Source organism: Domibacillus robiginosus (assembly GCF_000966195.1).
Classification (GTDB): Bacteria; Bacillota; Bacilli; order Bacillales; family Domibacillaceae; genus Domibacillus; species Domibacillus robiginosus.
The window spans coordinates 80,957-99,401 of record NZ_LAHL01000011.1 but is presented as its reverse complement, the minus strand read 5'-3'; the positions used below and the strand labels follow the sequence as shown (position 1 = coordinate 99,401).

The following is an 18,445-nucleotide window of genomic DNA, read 5'->3' as shown; positions in this document are numbered from 1 at the left end:
GGGGAGAGCATCAAGTAATATTACAAGTTTTTAATCAATTCGTCAGCGAACTCGGAACATTTAACTTCTGTTGCTCCGTCCATCAGACGAGCAAAGTCATATGTAACAACCTTCGAAGAAATTGTTTTTTCAACTGATTTTGTAATCGCATTTGCTGCTTCATTCCAGCCAAGGTGCTCAAGAAGCAAAACGCCTGACAACAAAACAGATGATGGATTTACTTTATCAAGACCTGCATATTTCGGCGCAGTACCATGTGTTGCTTCGAAAATCGCATGGCCAGTTTCATAGTTGATATTGGCGCCTGGTGCAATTCCAATTCCGCCTACTTGAGCTGCAAGCGCATCAGAAATATAGTCTCCGTTCAAGTTCATTGTCGCTACGACATCAAACTCTTTTGGACGAGTTAAAATTTGTTGTAAGAAGATATCGGCAATGGAATCTTTTACGATAATTTTGCCTGCAGCTTCCGCTTCAGATTGTGCTTTGTTTGCTGCTTCTGTGCCTTCAGCTTCTTTGATTTTGTCGTATTGTGCCCAAGTGAACACTTTATCGCCAAATTCTTTTTCAGCCAGCTCATAGCCCCAGTTTTTAAATGCACCTTCTGTGAATTTCATGATGTTGCCTTTATGAACAAGCGTTAGTGACTTGCGGCCTTCTTTAATTGCATAGTTGATCGCTGCACGTACTAGACGCTCTGTTCCTTCTTTTGATACAGGCTTAATACCAATACCAGATGTTTCAGGGAAACGGATTTTATTAACACCCATTTCATTTTTCAAGAACTCGATCACTTTTTGCACTTCATCTGAGCCTTCAGCATACTCGATACCTGCATAAATATCTTCTGTGTTTTCACGGAAGATAACCATATCAGTATCCTCAGGACGTTTTACTGGTGAAGGTACGCCATCGAAATAACGAACAGGACGAAGGCATGTGAAAAGATCCAATTCCTGGCGAAGTGCTACGTTCAGTGAACGGATTCCACCGCCGACTGGCGTTGTAAGTGGACCTTTAATTGCGATCAAATACTCGTCAATTTGCTCAAGCGTTTCTTTTGGAAGCCATTCGCCAGTTTGGTTAAAAGCTTTTTCACCCGCAAGAACTTCTTTCCAGACGATTTTCTTTTCGCCATTGTATGCTTTTTCAACTGCTGCATCTAAAACACGTGAAGCAGCTGCCCAAATATCTGGACCGATTCCATCGCCTTCAATAAAAGGAACGATTGGATTATTTGGTACGTTTAGTACGCCATTTTGCATTGAAATTTTTTCGCCTTGAGTCATCTTGCCTTTCCCTCCAATTCCATGTTCAAAGGTTAGAGAAGTTTTCTCTAACCCGTTTTACCATCTTTCATATTACACTAACTCTTTATTTTTTTGCAAATGCTTTCTTAATTATACGCGTTCACTGATAGGTACATATTTTTGCATATCCGGGCCTGTATATTCAGCTCTCGGACGGATCAGTCTGTTGTTGGCATACTGTTCCAGAATATGTGCAATCCAGCCTGATGCACGGCTTACTGCAAAAATCGGTGTGAATAAGTCATGCTCAATACCGAGGCTGTGGTAAACAGAAGCCGAATAGAAATCAACGTTTGGCGGAAGGTTTTTGCTTCCTGTCACAAGCGCTTCAATTTCAACCGACATATTATACAGCTCAGGCTGACCGTTTTGCTCAGTCAGGCGTTTTGACATTTCACGAAGGTGCTTCGCTCGCGGGTCGCCTTGACGGTAAACGCGGTGGCCAAAGCCCATGATTTTTTCTTTGTTGTTTAATTTTTCAAGAATATAAGGCTCAACATTGTCAGCAGAGCCAATCTCTGTAAGCATTTTCATAACTTGCTCGTTTGCACCACCGTGAAGTGGTCCTTTCAATGCGCCCAATGCAGCTGTTACACCTGAATATATATCAGATAACGTAGCCACACAAACGCGCGCCGTAAATGTTGAGGCATTTAACTCGTGGTCAGCATGAAGAACGAGCGCTTTATCAAAAGCTTCAATTTCCACTTCTGTTGGCTCATTACCAGAAAGCATATACAAGAAGTTTGCTGCAATTCCGTATTCTTTTTTAGGCGAAATAGGTTCCTCTCCTCTACGAATACGGGCAAAAGCTGTAACAAGAGCCGGAATTTTCGCTTGAATACGAACTGCTTTACGATAATTTGCTTCGTCTGTCATGACATCTGCTTCTTCATCGTAAAGGCCAAGCAGCGAAACAGAAGAGCGAAGCGCAGCCATTGGATGAACTTTTTCAATTGGATACATCTTAAAATGATCGATAATTTCTTGAGGAATTTCATAGCTTTCTGAAAGCTGTGATCTTAGTTCATCTAGCTGTGCCTGTGTTGGAAGGCTGCGGTGCCAAAGCAAATAAATTACTTCTTCAAAACTCGCATTTTCAGTCAGATCGTCAATGTCATAACCTGCGTATGTAAGTGTATCATCGATGATTGAGCTGACAGATGACGTTGTAGCCACTACTCCTTCGAGTCCGCGTGCAGTAGTCATAATTATCTCTCCTTCGCTTGTTTATTTCCCCGTTACCCGCTTTTTTATTTGTTTATGTATTCTGAGCAACTGCTCAGTACCATTTTTAAAATAAAAAAGCATATGTAAATGACGTGCCCTTTTGAAACAAAATTACTTAAATGTTCAAAAAGTTGTGCGCTTACATTGCTTATTATAAACAATATAAGCAAGTTTGTGAATCAAAACGTAGCAAATTGTTCGAACTTTTTTAAAAAACCACAAAATTCCGGCCATGAAATAACCGGAATTTATGGTATTATAATATGTTTTGGTTTAAAAATCAGATCGCCGGTTCATTCTTTCTGCTGTTTTATAGGCATCATAAATGCCCCAGATCCATACGAGCGGATACGTAATAAAACCAATCAAGACAAACATCAAAGCCGCATTAATCATCTGTACAACAATTAAAATTAAGCCTTTCATAATCTGCCCATTATAAATTTGTCCCACGCCCGTCCAGAATACGCTTAAGACAGCCGCAATACCCGGATTTTTAGTTAACAACATTCCCAGCTCCTTTTATTTTGTTGGTTATGCTTACGGATAGAATCATCAAAAAGTTTCACTTTTTTGCTAAAGCACAGAAAACAGTTTCATGGCATAATACGCAATTCCCGCACCAATTAATGGACCAACCGGAACTCCGTTGAAAAGAGCTACCGCGAGTACGGTTCCGAGCACAAGCGCCGTTGTAATATGCGGATCTTCTGCTAAAAGCACCACCCCATTTTTGGCAATGAGCGCTACTAAGATGCCGGCCGCCAGTGCAATCCATGCATAGGGCGATTTTAAGGCCGCACCAAGCTCCCTAAAGCCAATGGCACCTGTTGCAATAGGTACCAGAACGGCTATCGTGATAACCGTCACTCCCCAGTTTATTCCGTTTTTCTGCATCATATCAAACCATTTTATATCAAGACCTGCTGCTTTTAATACCAACAGGAAAACGGAAGCAATGAGCAGTGATTGATTTTTCGCTATGATGCTGATGACCGTCAGCAAAAGTAAAAATAAAAACGCCTGCATACTTTCACTCCTAAAAAAAGACGCATGGACGTGCCCCTTTTCTCATACGAGTAGTATAGAAATGGGGGCATGTACCATGCGGATTATTGTTCAATATCTTTTTGCCAGCGCAGCTCTTCTGCTTGTGTACTGGCTGCTGCCGATTTTCAAACCTTTCTTAGCCGGGGCATTTTTCGCCGCTGTTTTACATAAACCAGCCCACTTTGTTCAAAGAAAAACAAATGCCTCCCGGACTATAGCTGTATGTGTGTCGATCGTCTGGGTTTTTTTATTCCTGTCAGCTTGTTTCTTACTGTTTACCTGGATCGGTGCCCGCACCATCTCGCATCTTCACTTTGTGATTCCTCATTATATTCCAATCGCCGTTACACATTTGGAACAGCACCTTCAAAATATAATGGACTTTCTTACAAAAGAACAGCTTGATCTTTTGCTGCAGTCTTTACATGCAATTGAAACATCCGCTGCTCACACAATTGAAGAATCCGCTGGAAAATGGCTTTTAACAGGCACTTTTTACTTTCTCTCTATTCCCGGGACAGCTGCTCAGTTGCTGATTGCCCTGCTGGCTGCTTTTTTCATTGCAAAAGACGGATCTTTGTTTCTTTCTTACTTACCTGAATCAATTCGTTTCAAAGCTGCTGCTGCTGCCAATACCTTTACATTTTCTTTTTATGCTTACGGATACGCCCAGTTAAAGCTATTTGCTGTGACGTTTGGTACAGCATGCATAGGCTTTTTTCTACTAGATACCCCTCATGTATTAGAGCTTGCTTTTTTAACAGCTGTTCTTGAATTCGTTCCGATTATCGGCTCCAGCCTTTTATTTCTGCCCTGGATTTTTTTCTGTGTCCTTACTGGCCAGACGCATGCAGCCATTTTTGCCGCTGTTTTGTACATGCTTCTTGTGGTGATGCGCCAGCTGCTTGAACCAAAACTTGTTTCCGATTCAGCCGGCCTTCATCCCCTCGCTGTTTTGTTTACAGCGTTTGCCGGCTACCATTTATTCGGGGTTTTCGGACTGCTTATAGGACCTCTGTTTTTGCTGCTTTGTTTGTCTGTTCACCAGGCCGGTTTGCTTTTTACAAAACGTTAGCGTGGCCATTGTAGATAATGCCGCGTGCCGCATCTACTGTAATTTCCTGGCCATCTGAAAGTGTTGCTAGTGCGCCTTCTACGTCTACGATGACCGGAATACCAAGGTTAATACCAACAACCGCTGCATGGCTTGTTAATCCGCCTTCTTCCGTGACGATGGCGCTGCATTTTTCAATCGCCGGCATCATTTCACGATCTGTTCCGTATGTGACGAGAATATCGCCCGGCTTTACTTTTTCAAGGGCTTCAGAAGCTGTTTTAGCTGTAACAACTCTTCCATATGCTGAATGACGGCCGATACCCTGTGCTTTCACAAGAATGTCACCTACAACATGGATTTTCATTAGATTAGTTGTTCCAGATTCACCTACTGGAACGCCAGCTGTAATGACAACAAGCTCACCGTGGCTGATCAGACCTTCATCGAGGCAGCGAACAATCGCATTATCCAGCATATCATCTGTTGAAGACACACTAAGGCCCATTACTGGGAATACGCCCCAGACAAGTGACAAGCTTCTCATTACGCGTTCACTGTCTGTTACGGCATAGATAGATGCTTTAGAACGATAACGCGAAATCATCCGCGCAGTATGTCCGCTTGACGTTGGCGCGATAATCGCTTTTACTTCCAGTGCTTCTGCTGTTTTTGCGACAGACTGGCCAATAGCATCTGTCATAGTCATACGACCTGTATTATTGCGGCGGCGAGGCGGAATATCTCTCATTTGCAGCTCTGCTTCTGCACGGACTGCGATGTTATGCATCGTTTTTACTGCTTCAAGCGGATATGAACCTGCTGCTGTTTCACCTGAAAGCATAATCGCATCAGTTCCATCGAAAATCGCATTCGCTACGTCACTTGCTTCCGCACGTGTTGGACGCGGATTCCGCTGCATAGAATCAAGCATTTGTGTAGCCGTAATAACTGGTTTACCAAGCAAATTACACTTTTTAATCAGCTTCTTTTGAACGATCGGCACTTCTTCAGCTGGAATTTCCACACCAAGATCACCACGTGCAACCATTAGCCCGTCTGATACTTCAAGAATGTCATCAATGTTATCAACGCCTTCTTGGTTTTCAATTTTCGGGATGATTTGAATGTGAGTTGCATTGTGTTTTTCCAGTAATTCGCGAATATCTAGCACGTCAGATGTGCGGCGTACAAAAGAAGCAGCGATAAAGTCGATACCCTGCTCGATTCCAAAACGAATATCGTCCGCATCTTTTTCAGTAATACCTGGCAATTTAACAGAAACACCTGGTACATTGACACCCTTTTTGTTTTTTAATGTACCGCTGTTTAAAATACGAACGCCGATTTCGCCTTTTTCACGATCAACGCCTGTAACCAGAAGACCAATCAAGCCGTCATCAAGCAAAACACTTGAACCTGGCTCCACATCATCAATTAAGCCCGAATAAGTAATCGAAAACTTTTCAGGTGTTCCCAGTACTTCTGTCATGGAAATCACTGCGTCTTTGCCGCTTTCAAGCTCAATGGCTCCATTTTCCATGTTGTGTGTACGAATTTCAGGACCTTTTGTATCAAGCAAAATCGCAACAGTTTTTCCTGTGTTTTTTGCTGCCTGGCGAATGTTTTGAATGCGCGCTCCGTGCTCCTCATGGCTTCCGTGAGAAAAGTTTAAGCGTGCTACGTTCATGCCTGCGTTCATTAATGATTGAAGCGTCTCAAGGCCTTCGCTTGCTGGTCCAATTGTACAGACGATTTTCGTTTTTTGCATTGATAGTTCCTCCATTTTTGTGATTAAATCGACAGTTCCTGCGATAATTCATACATACGCTGATCGACTTTATGCGGTTTCGAGAGAGCCTCAATAATGTCGTAATCAACAATTTGGTTTTGTTCGATCCCGACAGCACGACCACCTTTTCCTTCTAGAAGTAATTCCACTGCATGCGCACCAAGACGACTTGCAAGTACACGATCTGCCGCACTTGGCGTGCCTCCGCGCTGCATATGGCCCAAAACGGAAACGCGCGTGTCGAACCCTGTCAACTCTTCAATAATAGCACCAAATTTGCTGCCTGTCATGACGCCCTCCGCCACAACAATAATACTGTGTTTTTTACCGCGCTCCTGGCTGCGTTTTAGCTTGGATGCAATTTTATTCATGTCATATGGCGCTTCTGGAATCAAGATGGTCTCAGCACCACCTGCAAGACCTGACCAGAGCGCGAGATCGCCGGCATGGCGGCCCATTACTTCAACGATAAATGTACGTTCATGTGAGCTTGCTGTATCACGAATTTTATCAATGGCGTCGATTACTGTATTTAAAGCAGTGTCAAAGCCAATCGTAAACTCAGTGCCCGGAATATCATTGTCAATTGTTCCAGGTACGCCGACACATGGAAAACCGTGCTCTGTTAATGCTTTTGCACCCATGTAAGAACCATCTCCGCCAATTACAACTAGGCCTTCAATACCAAACTTCTCCATTTGTGCAATGCCCTGCTTTTGTCCTTCAAGTGTTTTAAACTCTAAGCAGCGGGCAGAGCGCAGCATCGTACCGCCACGATGAATAATATCGCCGACCGAGCCGCGGTCTAATTGTTTAATATGTCCATTAATTAGACCATGGTAACCCTGGTATACACCGAATACTTCCATATCATGATAAATAGCTTTCCGAACAACAGCACGCACGGCTGCATTCATTCCAGGTGCATCCCCACCACTTGTTAATACACCAATTCGTTTCATATCTGGTCACCTCTAAAATATTTTGTCAGTTTTATTTTTAGTATGTCTGCCCTCTTTTAAGATAACAGAACGTTTTGCCGTTCACAATGTTTACTCAATAAGTAAACGTTACCACAAGAAAAATATCAAGCCGCAGAAAAAAACCGGTCCTGAATATTAACTATTCAGTCCGGTTGTTTGATCAGCATAGCCGCCAATTCGTTTGTATTTCTCATAGCGCTGGTCAACCAGCTCCGAATGGCCCATTCCTTGCAATTCTTTAAGAGCTGGATGTAAAACCCGATCAATCAGTTCTGCTTGCTTTTTCGCATCACGATGCGCTCCACCCCGTACCTCTGGAATAATTTCATCCACAATGCCGAGTGAACGCAGGTCAGGTGCTGTAATTTTCATTGTTTCTGCTGCACGCTTTGCAAGACCCGCATCTTTCCACAATAAAGCAGCTGCGCCTTCAGGTGAGATAACGGAGTATGTAGAATTCTCAAGCATAAGCAAGCGATCGCCGACGCCAAGTGCTAATGCTCCTCCACTTCCTCCTTCTCCAATTACGATACAAATAATCGGAACGGTTAAACCGGCCATTTCAAAAATATTACGGGCAATTGCTTCACTTTGCCCCCGTTCCTCTGCGGCTTTTCCCGGATACGCCCCTTTTGTGTCAATTAGACAAATGATAGGCCGGTTAAACTTCTCCGCCTGCTTCATCAAACGAAGTGCTTTTCGGTAGCCTTCCGGGTGAGGCATCCCAAATGTACGCTGAATATTTTCTTTTGTATCACGGCCGCGCTGATGGCCAATGACCGTTACAGGCTGTCCATGATATTTTGCTACGCCTGCTACAATGGCTGCGTCGTCGCCGTAAGCGCGGTCCCCGTGAAGCTCAAAAAAACCTTCAAACAAACAGGGAATGTAATCAAGCGTGGTTGGCCGATTTGGATGGCGTGCCATTTGAACACGATCCCAGGGCGTCATGCTGTTATAAATATCGTCCTCCAGCTTTTTTAAGCGAAGCTCAAGTTTTGCAATTTCATCTGATAAGTCCACGTCCGACGTAGACGTGAAATGTTTAAGTTCTGCTATTTTTTCCTGCAGGTCACGGACCGGCTTTTCAAATTCAAGTCCTGTCACTTTTCTACACCACCCGTTTGATGAATGTCGAGTAAAAATGAAAGCTTCTCTTTCATATCTTTTCTATGCAGAACGGCATCAAGCTGTCCACATTGAAGCAAAAATTCGGCTGTTTGAAAGTCCTCGGGCAATTTTTCACGGATGGTCTGCTCGATAATCCGCCGTCCGGCAAATCCAATCAGTGCTCCCGGCTCCGCAAAATTGTAATCACCAAGAGACGCGAAGCTCGCAGACACCCCACCTGTTGTTGGATGGGTCATTACAGAAATAATTAATCCGCCACGATCGCTGAGACGTTTAAAGGCAGCGCCTGTTTTAGCCATTTGCATAAGAGACAAAACTCCCTCCTGCATTCGGGCGCCACCGGAAGCGGTAAAGATGATAAAAGGAATTTGCAAGCGAATCGCTTCTTCAACGGCACGCGTAATTTTTTCGCCTACAACTGAACCCATGCTGCCCATGCGGAAAGAAGAGTCCATGAATGCAAAAGCAGACGGACGTCCGTCAATGGTTCCAACGCCTGTAACAATCGCTTCGTTCAGCCCTGTTTTTTTTCGGTCAGCAGCGATTTTTTCTTCGTAATCCGGGAACCCAAGCGGATTCGCTGTTGACAGCTCTTCGTCGAGCTGGCGGAAAGATCCTTCATCAAGCAGGCTCTTAATTCGTTCAAAAGCCTTCATCGGATAATGATATCCGCAGCCAAAACAAACATGAAGGTTTTTCTCTAATTCCTTCGTGTACATAATCTTTTTGCACTTCGGACACTTTTGCATAATGCCTTCTGGAACATCTTGTTTAGCTGCTTCTGAAGGAATTGTGGCATATTTTATTTTTTTTGGTTTTTGTTTGGTAAACATATTTTTAATCGCCATTGTCCCACCCCTTTACTGGCGTTTTGAATACTGAATTTCCCTGGCCGATGCGAGCAGCTTTTGGAGCCGTTCATCGTCCGGGTCATTTCCTGCGTAATTTGAAATGATCATCCATATACTTTGCAAAAGCCGGTTGTCGGTTTTTTCGATCAATTGTCCAACAGAATTTGTCAGCTCTTTTGCATCTGCGGTCTCGTTTCTGACCAAGACAGCCAGACAGCCCAATTCCAATATCGCTTTTACATCATGAATATCTTCTTTTGTTTGATCGCCATCAAAAAGAAAGGTGCCGATGAGCGGAACAAGCTGGTGATCTTTAAAATCACGCAGAAAAGTCCCTTCACCACGCCGTGTTTCAATAAGCCCAAGCAGTTCCAATGCCCGCAATGCCTCGCGAACGGATGAACGCCCAATGGAAAGCCTGTCTGAAAGCTCGCGCTCTGAAGGGATTTTATCTCCGGGCCCAAGGCGGTCCCTTTTGATCATTTCCTGAATTTGTGCTATGGCAGCCAAAAATTTTGATGGCGGACGCACAGAACCAGTCATTTATTCACCTTTGCCGATCAGTGACAGCTGCATTGTTTTTTGACGGACATTCTCTGGATCTACTTTAAGGCGCGCCACACCGGTTTCCATACCCGCCTTGGCTACAGCCGCTGCTACAGCAGGCGCAACCCGAGGATCAAAAGGACCTGGGATTACATAATCAGCATGAAGATCTTTTTCATCCACAAGGCTGGCAATCGCTTCTACAGCAGCTTGTTTCATTTTTTCATTTATATGTGTAGCACGGACATCTAATGCCCCGCGGAAAATACCTGGAAAAGCCAGCACATTATTTACCTGATTCGGAAAATCAGAACGGCCGGTTCCGATTACTTTTGCTCCGGCTGCTTTTGCTTCTTCCGGCATAATTTCCGGTGTCGGGTTTGCCATTGCAAAAATAATGGGCTCATCGTTCATTGTTTCGATCATTTCTTTTGTTAGCGCACCTGCTACAGATACTCCGATAAATACGTCGGCTCCTTCAATAACATCAGCAAGGCTGCCGGCTTTTTTCTCACGGTTTGTAAACTTTGCCACTTCGTCTTTTACAGGATTCATGCCGTCCGGGCGGCCTTCGTAAATGGCTCCGCGTGAATCGCACATGATGATATCCTGTACTCCATAGCCTTTTAATAGTTTAATAATCGCGATGCCTGCTGCGCCTGCACCATTTGCGACCACCTTAATATCCGCCATTGTCCGCCCTGTCAGCTTGAGGGCATTAATCAGTCCCGCTGCTGTGACAATAGCCGTTCCATGCTGATCATCATGAAAAACAGGGATATTTGTTTCTTTTTTCAGGCGCTCCTCAATGATAAAACAATTGGGAGCTGCAATGTCTTCCAAATTCACGCCGCCAAACGTTGGTTCCATCAATTTAACGGCTTCAATGATTTTTTCTGGATCGGATGAATTTAAACAGATCGGAAATGCGTCCACACCAGCAAAGCTTTTGAATAGGACAGCTTTTCCTTCCATAACCGGAAGAGACGCCTCTGGACCGATATTTCCAAGGCCAAGCACTGCGGTACCGTTGGATACAACGGCTACCATATTGCCCTTCATCGTATAATCATACACTGTTTCCGGCTTTTCATAAATTTCTTTGCACGGCTCGGCCACACCAGGTGAATAAGCAAGGCTCAAGTCTTTTGCATTTTGCACAACTGTTTTAATGCCTGTTGACAATTTCCCCTGGTTTTCTTTATGCATCTGAAGTGCTTCTTCCCGATTTGACATCCTGCCAGCTCCTCTTATCTTCCTTTAAGTGGTCAGACCACACAATTCATTTAATACTTTAAACGATTCATTCAGAATTGTAAAGGTTAGTCAAAGGTTTTTAAAACTACGTTTCGCGCTCCACACCGACTTTTCAATTCATCAATTAGCCGCTCTTTTGGTGATACTTTATATTTTGGTCCGAGTCTCACGGTTTCTTTTGTACGCTCATAGTGAATCACAACACTGGCCTGGCCAGGATAAAGCTGCAGCATATCGACCACCCATTCAGCCAGCTCGCTTTCTCCTTTCCCCTCCGGCAGCTGTATAAAAAGAACTTGCTTTTCTTCAATAGCTTTATTCGCTCCTTCTTCAATCGACTCAATCGATTGAACAATGAGCTGAAGGCTGCCATTTCGTTTTTCTGCCGCCCCATTTACGAGAACAGCGCGACCCTTTTCAATGAATGCTCCATATTTTCGGTACACTTCCGGAAATATGACAATTTCCCGCTCACCTGTTTCATCTGCAAGGATGGAAAAAGCCATCTTATCTCCTTTTTTTGTGCGAATTTCACGAATGTTCCCTGTTATTCCAGCCACCGTTACTTTTCTTTTTTCTTGAATTTTCACGAGCGGAACGGCTCCTGCTTGATTAAGCAGAGACCGATGAGCGGCCACAGGATGATCTGAAACATAAAGACCGAGCAGCTCTTTTTCTTTTTCGAGCTTCATGTCACTTGGAAGCTTCTCCACATCCGCATACTTGGGGTGAAACGATACACCAAGACCCTCAAACAAACTTCCTTCACCCGGCTGGACGAGAGCTGCATGATCCAGGGCTGCATCTATACTAGCTGCTAGCACGGCACGATCCTGGCCAAACTCATCCATAGCACCTGCATAAATAAGTGCTTCGATCGCTTTTTTGTTTACACTGCCGATGGGAACACGCTGGCAAAAATCAAATAAATTTTTAAAAGAGCCGTTTTTCCGCTCCTCTATAATGGCTTTGGCGACGGACTGACCCACTCCTTTTATTGGAACAAGGCCAAATCGAATCCCGTCATGATCTGCCTGGAATGAATAACCGCTCAAATTAATAGAGGGTGCCAGAAAAGCAATTTCGTTTTCTGCTGCTTCCGCCGCATACTGCCGCAGCTTTTCTTCATTCCCTGTTTGCGCTTGAAGAAGCGCTGATAAAAAGTGCGCTGGATAATGAGCTTTTAGCCAGGCAAGCCAGTAAGCAATCATACTATAGGCAACAGCGTGACTTCGGTTAAAGCCGTAGTCAGCAAACCGGACAATCAGGTCGTAAACCAGAAGAGCGGTGTTTTCATCCACACCGTTTTGAACAGCACCGCTGACAAAATGTTTTCTCTCCTGTTCTAATGTCTCTTTTTTCTTTTTGCTTACAGCCCGGCGCAGCAAATCTGCTTCACCAGGTGTGAAACCAGCCAGCTGCACAGCAATTTGAATAATCTGTTCTTGATAAACAATAATGCCATACGTTGGCTCGAGTATCTCTTGTAATACAGGATGCGGATACTGGATGGACTCCTGCCCATGCCGGCGCTTGATATACAATGGAATTTGTTCCATTGGGCCGGGACGGTACAAGGCATTGACGGCTACCATATCCTCAAAGCGGTTTGGCTGCAGCTGCATAAGAACGTTTTTCATTCCTTCAGATTCAAATTGAAAAACACCCGCTGTTCTCCCTTCTCCAAGCAGCCCGAAAACACGCGGATCATCTAGCGTAAGAGACAACAAATCAATTTGCCGGCCGGTTTTTTTTCGAATAGAAGCCACTATTCGTTCAACTGTAGTTAAATTCCGCAGTCCAAGCAAGTCTATTTTTAAAAGACCCAGCTGCTCAAGCGGCTCCATCGGATATTGGGTTAAATAAACTTCTTCATGCCCTTTCATAATCGGTACATAGTCAGTTAGCGGCTTTTGGGAGATCACAATACCTGCTGCATGTGTAGAAGTGTGGCGCGGCAGTCCTTCCAGGCGCAGTGCCGTTTGGTAAATTCGCTCATGGACCGGCGACTCTGCCCGCCAGCCGTCCAGCCGAACCTGTGAAAGCTTGGTTCCAGGCGTCGACGGAATAAGCCTGGAAATACGGGATAATCCCGCGCTGTCAAAACCAAATACCCGTGCTGTATCTCTCATGACTGCTTTGGCGGATAGTGTACCAAAGGTGACAATTTGTGCCGCATGAACCGTCCCATATTTTCGGGCAATATACCGAATCACCTCGTCCCGGCGGTAGTCTGGAAAATCAATATCAATGTCCGGCATTGTAATCCGCTCCGGATTTAAAAACCGCTCAAACAACAGGTTATGACGTATGGGGTCTACTGCTGTAATACCAAGAGCAAAGGCTACCAGTGACCCGGCAGCCGACCCGCGTCCTGGACCCGGCAGAATCCCCTGCTTTTTAGCAAATTGCACAAAGTCATGCACAATTAAAAAGTAATCACTAAAATTCATCCTGCTGATCACGGACAGCTCGTAAAAAAGACGTTCCTTATAAGAAGGATCCCTTTGATTTTTGATTCCTTCCAGGCATAAACGTTTCAAATATTCATCTGCTCTCTCTCCGTCTGGAAGAGGGAATAAAGGAAGAAGCCGACTGCCAAACTTTATACTTACATCACACAGCCTGGCAATTGTTATAGTATTTTCGATGGCTTCCGGTATTTCTTTAAAAATCTCTTTCCACTCGGCTTCAGATTTAAAGGCATGTACCGGTTCGGCCAGCTCTTCACCTGATTCGATTAATCGATTGTCTCGAATGGCCTGAAGGCACTTTGAAGCAAAGGCACCTGCTGCATCAGAATATTGAACATGACCAATGGCCACAACTGGAATGCCGGCAGCTCTTGCTCTCTCCACTAAAAACCGTTCGTCATTCGTTCCACGAAGCCCGATATAAAAGTGTTGAAAGACCTCTTTAAAAAAATCTAACGCCTCTTCGGAAGGATCACCGTCCAGCCCAGGAAGAACAGCAATAAGATCTTTTGCATATCCACTCAGCCAGCGAAGCGGAAGTCCGGTCTCTGCTTTTGTCTGCAATGCACTAGAAATTTTCATTAAATTAGCAAAGCCATGGTCATTTTGTGCGTACAAAAGAAGCGGATAAGCACGCTCACTTTGCTGTGCTTCCACTTCTGCCTTTAATCCCATTATTGGCTTGATTCCACGCTTTTGACAGGCAAGGTAAAAAGGAATTGCTGCATGAAGGTTATTCCAGTCTGTCAGTCCGACAGCTTCCCCGCCCATTTGCCGCGTTTTTTCGGCGATTTGTTCCGGTGTAAGCGTTGCACTGCGAAAACTGTATGCTGTTTCGGTCTCCAGTTGAATCACTTTTTTTCACTCCCTCCGCTGTATGAATGTATGTTCTACCTTTGATATAAAAAGAAAGGAGAAAAAAATTCTCCTTTCAGGCTGTTGATAAACGCCTGCTTTTGGCATCACTTGCCGTGTAGGAATCGTGATAACCTCAAGAAGGATATTCTGCTTTCCATCCGGCAGCGTTTCTCGAAAAACGGGCTTTTAACAAGCTTGCTTCAGTGTGTAGATAAATGATTGATAAACGTGCACATGAATAGGATAAATCGGCGGCGTCCGGGCAGCTCCGCTTTCCATGGAGCAAGCGCTGAGCCCATAGGAGTCTGCACTGCCCGGACGCCGCCAAGTGGCTTGCACCAGGAGGGTGTAGAGCTAATAAGGTCATATTTGTTCTTTTAAAAAAAAGAAAAATGTCTATTCAGTCCTTGGCTGATTCACATTCAACGATACTTAGTGAAGCCAGCTGGACGAAGAATCCTGCGGGACGTACAGTGAAGTCGGGAGACCCTACAGGCACAAGCCGAGGAGGCTTCCGCACTGCCCGAGGAACACGAAGTCCGGCAGGCTGCACTTATCGGCTCTTTTTTTCAAAGAGAAAGACTTTGCCTACACTTGAAATGGGCTTTTAGTAAGCCCGCTTCTTTCGTTGATTATATTTTTCCAATAAAGCCATTTTTCTTTATTGTCCTGCTACAAGGGCTTTTAAATCTGCAAGCACCTGGTCTGCTTCTTCCCATGAATAAACGCTTGCTCCTGCAGCAAGCGGATGACCGCCGCCCCCATGTTTCATCGCCAGCCCATTAATAACTGGACCCTTTGAACGAAACCGTACACGAATCTGGTCTTCTTCTTCAATAAAAAATACCCACGCCCGAATGCCTTTCACACCGCTTAAAATACTGACGAGAAGGGAGGTTTCAGATTGTGTTGCACCGAATTGTTTGAGCAGGTCTTTTGTCAGCCTCACCTCGGCTACACCAGAAGCATCCATGATAAAATGCTGCAGGATGTAGCCTTCAAGCTTTAAGACATGAGCGTCTTTTTCATACAAATGGTTAAACAAGGTCTGCCGATCAAAAGCATATTGCATTAACTCCCCTGCATATTGCATCGTTTCAATTGTTGTAGATGGATATAAAAACCGCCCCGTGTCACTGACGATGCCTGCATAAAGAAGACGCGCAGCTTCATCACTCATTTTCAACTGACCGCCGGAAGTTTTATATAATTCATAAATCATTTGACTGCATGCTGCGGCATCTTCATCTACCCAAAGCAAATCTCCATACGGGTCTTCGTTTGGATGATGATCAATTTTAATCACTTCCTTACCAAGCTTGAAGCGCTGATCACACACACGCGCCTGGTTGGCTGTATCACATACAATAACGAGTGCCTGTTCATAAACATTGTCTTCGATCCGGTCAAGACGCCGCATAAAGTAAAGAGTCGGCTCTTCCTCACCAACGGTGTATACAGTTTTTTCAGGGAAGGTAGCACGAATAATTTCAGCAAGCCCACCTTGTGATCCATACGCATCTGGATCCGGACGCACATGGCGGTGAAGAATGATCGTATCATATTGTTTAATTTTATCAATAATTTGTTGTTTCAACTTTTTTCCCCTTCTCTACAGGCTCATTTCTGGTGGAAATCCTCTGTTATTCCCGTTACAATAAAAATGGAAATACAAAAACGGAGGAATACATAGAATGCCTAATTTCTTTTTGGTCGTCTTTATTGTGTTGTCATTCATGTTCTACTTGTTTTATAAAGTTCAATATGTCAGAAGCAGACGGCCTGTGGAAAAAAAGTGGCTGTCCGCTAAATCCAGTATGGCACTGGGCTTCTTCGTCGGTATGTTTGGTGTTAATACCCTGCTTATTCAACAAACCACAACAGCTTACATTATTGCAGCAATTTTCATTTTATATGGATTTGCAAGCATGGCTGCCGGCTTTAAAATGTATAAGCATTACCTCCCGTTCGCCCGTCAGGAAGCAGAAGAAATGGACCGTTCGTAACTGGGAAACCAGGCGGTCCCCTGCTTTTTTATCGGTCAATTAACTGGCACATCATCATAACCTTGCCTGCAAGCACCCCTCCATTGTAAACCTCTACATCCACTTTTCCGAATTTACGTCCGATTTCCAGTACTTTTGGCACAACGGTTAAAATAGATTCCATTTGAACCGGCTTTAAAAAGTAAATGGTAATGTTTTCAACTACAAGATCGCCGCGTTTGTGCGCACGCAGTACACGGTTTGCCGCTTCCGTAACAATTGTTGTAAATACTCCATAAGAAATCGTACCGAGCTGATTTGTCATTTGCGGCGTCACTTCAAATTGATAACTGCCGTTTGCGCTTTGATCCTCCGGTAAAATCAATTGCTTGGCAATCGTGTCATCAAGTGTTTCTGCCGCCTGCGGCTGACGCTGCGACAGCTGCATCGCTTTTAGTACATCCTGCCGGCTGACAATGCCCTGCAGACGGTTTTGTTCGTCCACAACTGGCAGAAGCTCAATTCCTTCCCAAATCATCATATGAGCTGCTGAGGCCACGCTTGTTTTTAACGTAACCGTGATCGGGTGCTTAGTCATCACTTTCTCAATGCCAACTTCCCGGCCGCTCCCCATGATATCCTTCGCTGTTACCATCCCGAATACCTTCAGATGTTCATCCACTACCGGAAATCGGCTGTGTGAGGTTTCTCTGTTTTTATCGAGCCAGTCCCCTACTGTATCTCCCATCTCCAAGAAAACACTGCTTTCTACTGGCGTTAAAATGTCACCGACGAGAACAATTTCTTTTTTGATCAGCTGATCGTAAATCGCCCGGTTAATCATAGCTGCCACGGTAAACGTGTCATAACTTGTTGAAATAACCGGCATCTCTAACTCATCTGCCAGCTTTTTAATTTCATCTCCTGCCTCGAAGCCTCCTGTTATAAGAACGGCAGCACCAGCTTGAAGAGCAAGCTCATGGGCTTTTACACGATTTCCGATAATCAACAGGTTACCCGGTCCTGTATAGCGCATCATCGCTTCGAGCTGCATCGCTCCGATAACAAATTTGTTTAATGTTTTATGTAATCCATTCCGCCCGCCGAGCACTTGTCCATCTATAATGTTTACAACCTCTGCAAATGTCAGCTTTTCAATGTTTTCTTTTTTCTTTTGCTCGATTCGTATAGTGCCAACACGCTCAATGGCACTGACCATTCCTTTTGTTTCAGCATCTTTAATCGCTCGATAAGCCGTTCCTTCACTAAGTGACAACGCCTTCGCAATCTGGCGGACGGAAATTTTCTCACCAATCGGCAACTCCTCAATATATTGAAGGATTTGTTCATGTTTCGTCATCAATGGCTCCACCCGTCCCTTTCCGCTCTTGTTCCTTTTTCAATTATAGAACAAAACAAAGCGAAAAAAAAGAAGCCGCCCCAACTGAGACGGCCCGGTTTTTATCATTCAATGACTTCACCAGCACTCATCATTCTGCCGCAATGGCTGGGTCGTCCGGTTCCATTGTAACATTATCTCCAATTGGCAAAAAGTCAGGATCAATCAGGTTATGCTTAGCAATCAGCTTCATATCTAATAATGAGCCTGTATCAACTGCATTCATAATCAGCACAACTGCCTGCATACCCATGTAAAGGAAGGTTCCGTTTTCCTGCTGAAATCCTGAGCTGAGACTTGAAAAGCATGCGTGAATTTTATTTTTCTAAAGTCAAAATCATGACTGCCGCCAATATGTATTAGGTAAGCTTCCATACCTTAATACTGTAAAGTTCATTTTTTGCCGTCACAAGTGTATCGCTTCGTCATTGTCATGTCCACCGTATCGCCAGTGTGCTCCCCATGCCTATAGCAAAAAAATAAAGTCGAATTTTGTTCTTCTGCTTTACATCTGTTAAATCGCTT

At 44.3% G+C, this 18,445-nt stretch carries 16 protein-coding genes; 2 read left to right on the top strand and 14 right to left on the bottom strand.

Annotated features, from left to right (window positions below; translation table 11 throughout):
- Positions 1-20: 20 nt before the first annotated feature.
- From icd to VP97_RS07590, 4 genes are all read right to left on the bottom strand, one after another.
- The gene (gene icd, locus VP97_RS07605; protein WP_050181142.1) at positions 21-1,289 is read right to left on the bottom strand and encodes an NADP-dependent isocitrate dehydrogenase; all 1,269 of its coding nucleotides are present in this window, start codon (positions 1,287-1,289) and stop codon (positions 21-23) included.
- A 111-nt stretch (positions 1,290-1,400) separates the two neighbouring features.
- Positions 1,401-2,519: a citrate synthase gene (citZ, locus tag VP97_RS07600; RefSeq protein ID WP_050181141.1), complete on the bottom strand. Its 1,119-nt coding sequence runs from the start codon at positions 2,517-2,519 to the stop codon at positions 1,401-1,403.
- A gap of 294 nt (positions 2,520-2,813) precedes the next feature.
- Entirely contained in the window at positions 2,814-3,050 is a 237-nt protein-coding gene (locus tag VP97_RS07595; protein ID WP_050181140.1) for a hypothetical protein, read from the bottom strand.
- Positions 3,051-3,116: 66 nt separating this feature from the next.
- Positions 3,117-3,569 carry a DUF441 domain-containing protein gene (locus VP97_RS07590; protein WP_050181139.1) on the bottom strand — a complete coding sequence of 151 codons (453 nt, stop codon included), beginning with the start codon at positions 3,567-3,569 and terminating at the stop codon, positions 3,117-3,119.
- Between the two features lie 76 nt (positions 3,570-3,645).
- Between VP97_RS07590 and ytvI the strand changes: the two genes are divergently transcribed.
- Complete coding sequence (gene ytvI / locus VP97_RS07585; protein WP_050181138.1) at positions 3,646-4,665, top strand: sporulation integral membrane protein YtvI; 1,020 nt, start codon at positions 3,646-3,648, stop codon at positions 4,663-4,665.
- Here the strand turns inward: ytvI and pyk are convergent.
- The 8 genes from pyk to VP97_RS07545 all read right to left on the bottom strand — a co-directional run bounded on the left by pyk (position 4,652) and on the right by VP97_RS07545 (position 16,133).
- Complete coding sequence (pyk, locus tag VP97_RS07580; protein WP_050181137.1) at positions 4,652-6,415, bottom strand: pyruvate kinase; 1,764 nt, start codon at positions 6,413-6,415, stop codon at positions 4,652-4,654. The genes ytvI and pyk overlap by 14 nt on opposite strands.
- A gap of 23 nt (positions 6,416-6,438) precedes the next feature.
- Positions 6,439-7,398: a 6-phosphofructokinase gene (gene pfkA / locus VP97_RS07575; RefSeq protein WP_050181136.1), complete on the bottom strand. Its 960-nt coding sequence runs from the start codon at positions 7,396-7,398 to the stop codon at positions 6,439-6,441.
- A 156-nt stretch (positions 7,399-7,554) separates the two neighbouring features.
- Complete coding sequence (gene accA / locus VP97_RS07570; RefSeq protein ID WP_050181135.1) at positions 7,555-8,526, bottom strand: acetyl-CoA carboxylase carboxyl transferase subunit alpha; 972 nt, start codon at positions 8,524-8,526, stop codon at positions 7,555-7,557.
- On the bottom strand, positions 8,523-9,398 hold the full coding sequence (gene accD, locus VP97_RS07565; RefSeq protein WP_050181134.1) for an acetyl-CoA carboxylase, carboxyltransferase subunit beta: 876 nt from the start codon (positions 9,396-9,398) through the stop codon (positions 8,523-8,525). Before accD ends, accA begins: the two co-directional genes overlap by 4 nt.
- Before the next feature lie 12 nt (positions 9,399-9,410).
- A complete protein-coding gene (locus VP97_RS07560; protein ID WP_425388445.1) occupies positions 9,411-9,884 on the bottom strand; it encodes a FadR/GntR family transcriptional regulator in 474 nt (157 codons plus the stop codon).
- Positions 9,885-9,944: 60 nt separating this feature from the next.
- A complete protein-coding gene (ystJ, locus tag VP97_RS07555) occupies positions 9,945-11,183 on the bottom strand; it encodes an NADP-dependent malic enzyme (RefSeq protein ID WP_050181132.1) in 1,239 nt (412 codons plus the stop codon).
- An 86-nt stretch (positions 11,184-11,269) separates the two neighbouring features.
- Entirely contained in the window at positions 11,270-14,533 is a 3,264-nt protein-coding gene (dnaE, locus tag VP97_RS07550) for a DNA polymerase III subunit alpha (protein ID WP_050181131.1), read from the bottom strand.
- Between the two features lie 664 nt (positions 14,534-15,197).
- Entirely contained in the window at positions 15,198-16,133 is a 936-nt protein-coding gene (locus VP97_RS07545; RefSeq protein WP_050181130.1) for a DHH family phosphoesterase, read from the bottom strand.
- Positions 16,134-16,230: 97 nt separating this feature from the next.
- On the opposite strand from VP97_RS07545, the gene VP97_RS07540 reads away from it, so the two are divergent.
- Entirely contained in the window at positions 16,231-16,542 is a 312-nt protein-coding gene (locus VP97_RS07540) for a YtpI family protein (RefSeq protein ID WP_050181129.1), read from the top strand.
- Positions 16,543-16,570: 28 nt separating this feature from the next.
- On the opposite strand, the gene VP97_RS07535 is transcribed toward VP97_RS07540, so the two are convergent.
- The gene (locus VP97_RS07535; RefSeq protein ID WP_050181308.1) at positions 16,571-17,884 is read right to left on the bottom strand and encodes a CBS domain-containing protein; all 1,314 of its coding nucleotides are present in this window, start codon (positions 17,882-17,884) and stop codon (positions 16,571-16,573) included.
- A gap of 127 nt (positions 17,885-18,011) precedes the next feature.
- Positions 18,012-18,173, bottom strand: a complete 162-nt coding sequence (locus tag VP97_RS23765) for a hypothetical protein (RefSeq protein WP_156153440.1) — start codon at positions 18,171-18,173, stop codon at positions 18,012-18,014.
- Positions 18,174-18,445: the final 272 nt, after the last annotated feature.

Excerpts from the sequence above, each read along its gene's own strand:
- icd (WP_050181142.1), bottom strand. The coding sequence starts at position 1,289 with ATGACTCAAGGCGAAAAAATTTCAATGCAAAATGGCGTACTAAACGTA.
- citZ (WP_050181141.1), bottom strand. The coding sequence starts at position 2,519 with ATGACTACTGCACGCGGACTCGAAGGAGTAGTGGCTACAACGTCATCT.
- VP97_RS07595 (WP_050181140.1), bottom strand. The coding sequence starts at position 3,050 with ATGTTGTTAACTAAAAATCCGGGTATTGCGGCTGTCTTAAGCGTATTC.
- VP97_RS07590 (WP_050181139.1), bottom strand. The coding sequence starts at position 3,569 with ATGCAGGCGTTTTTATTTTTACTTTTGCTGACGGTCATCAGCATCATA.
- ytvI (WP_050181138.1), top strand. The coding sequence starts at position 3,646 with ATGCGGATTATTGTTCAATATCTTTTTGCCAGCGCAGCTCTTCTGCTT.
- pyk (WP_050181137.1), bottom strand. The coding sequence starts at position 6,415 with ATGCAAAAAACGAAAATCGTCTGTACAATTGGACCAGCAAGCGAAGGC.
- pfkA (WP_050181136.1), bottom strand. The coding sequence starts at position 7,398 with ATGAAACGAATTGGTGTATTAACAAGTGGTGGGGATGCACCTGGAATG.
- accD (WP_050181134.1), bottom strand. The coding sequence starts at position 9,398 with ATGGCGATTAAAAATATGTTTACCAAACAAAAACCAAAAAAAATAAAA.
- VP97_RS07560 (WP_425388445.1), bottom strand. The coding sequence starts at position 9,884 with ATGATCAAAAGGGACCGCCTTGGGCCCGGAGATAAAATCCCTTCAGAG.
- ystJ (WP_050181132.1), bottom strand. The coding sequence starts at position 11,183 with ATGTCAAATCGGGAAGAAGCACTTCAGATGCATAAAGAAAACCAGGGG.
- VP97_RS07540 (WP_050181129.1), top strand. The coding sequence starts at position 16,231 with ATGCCTAATTTCTTTTTGGTCGTCTTTATTGTGTTGTCATTCATGTTC.
- VP97_RS23765 (WP_156153440.1), bottom strand. The coding sequence starts at position 18,173 with ATGGGTATGCAGGCAGTTGTGCTGATTATGAATGCAGTTGATACAGGC.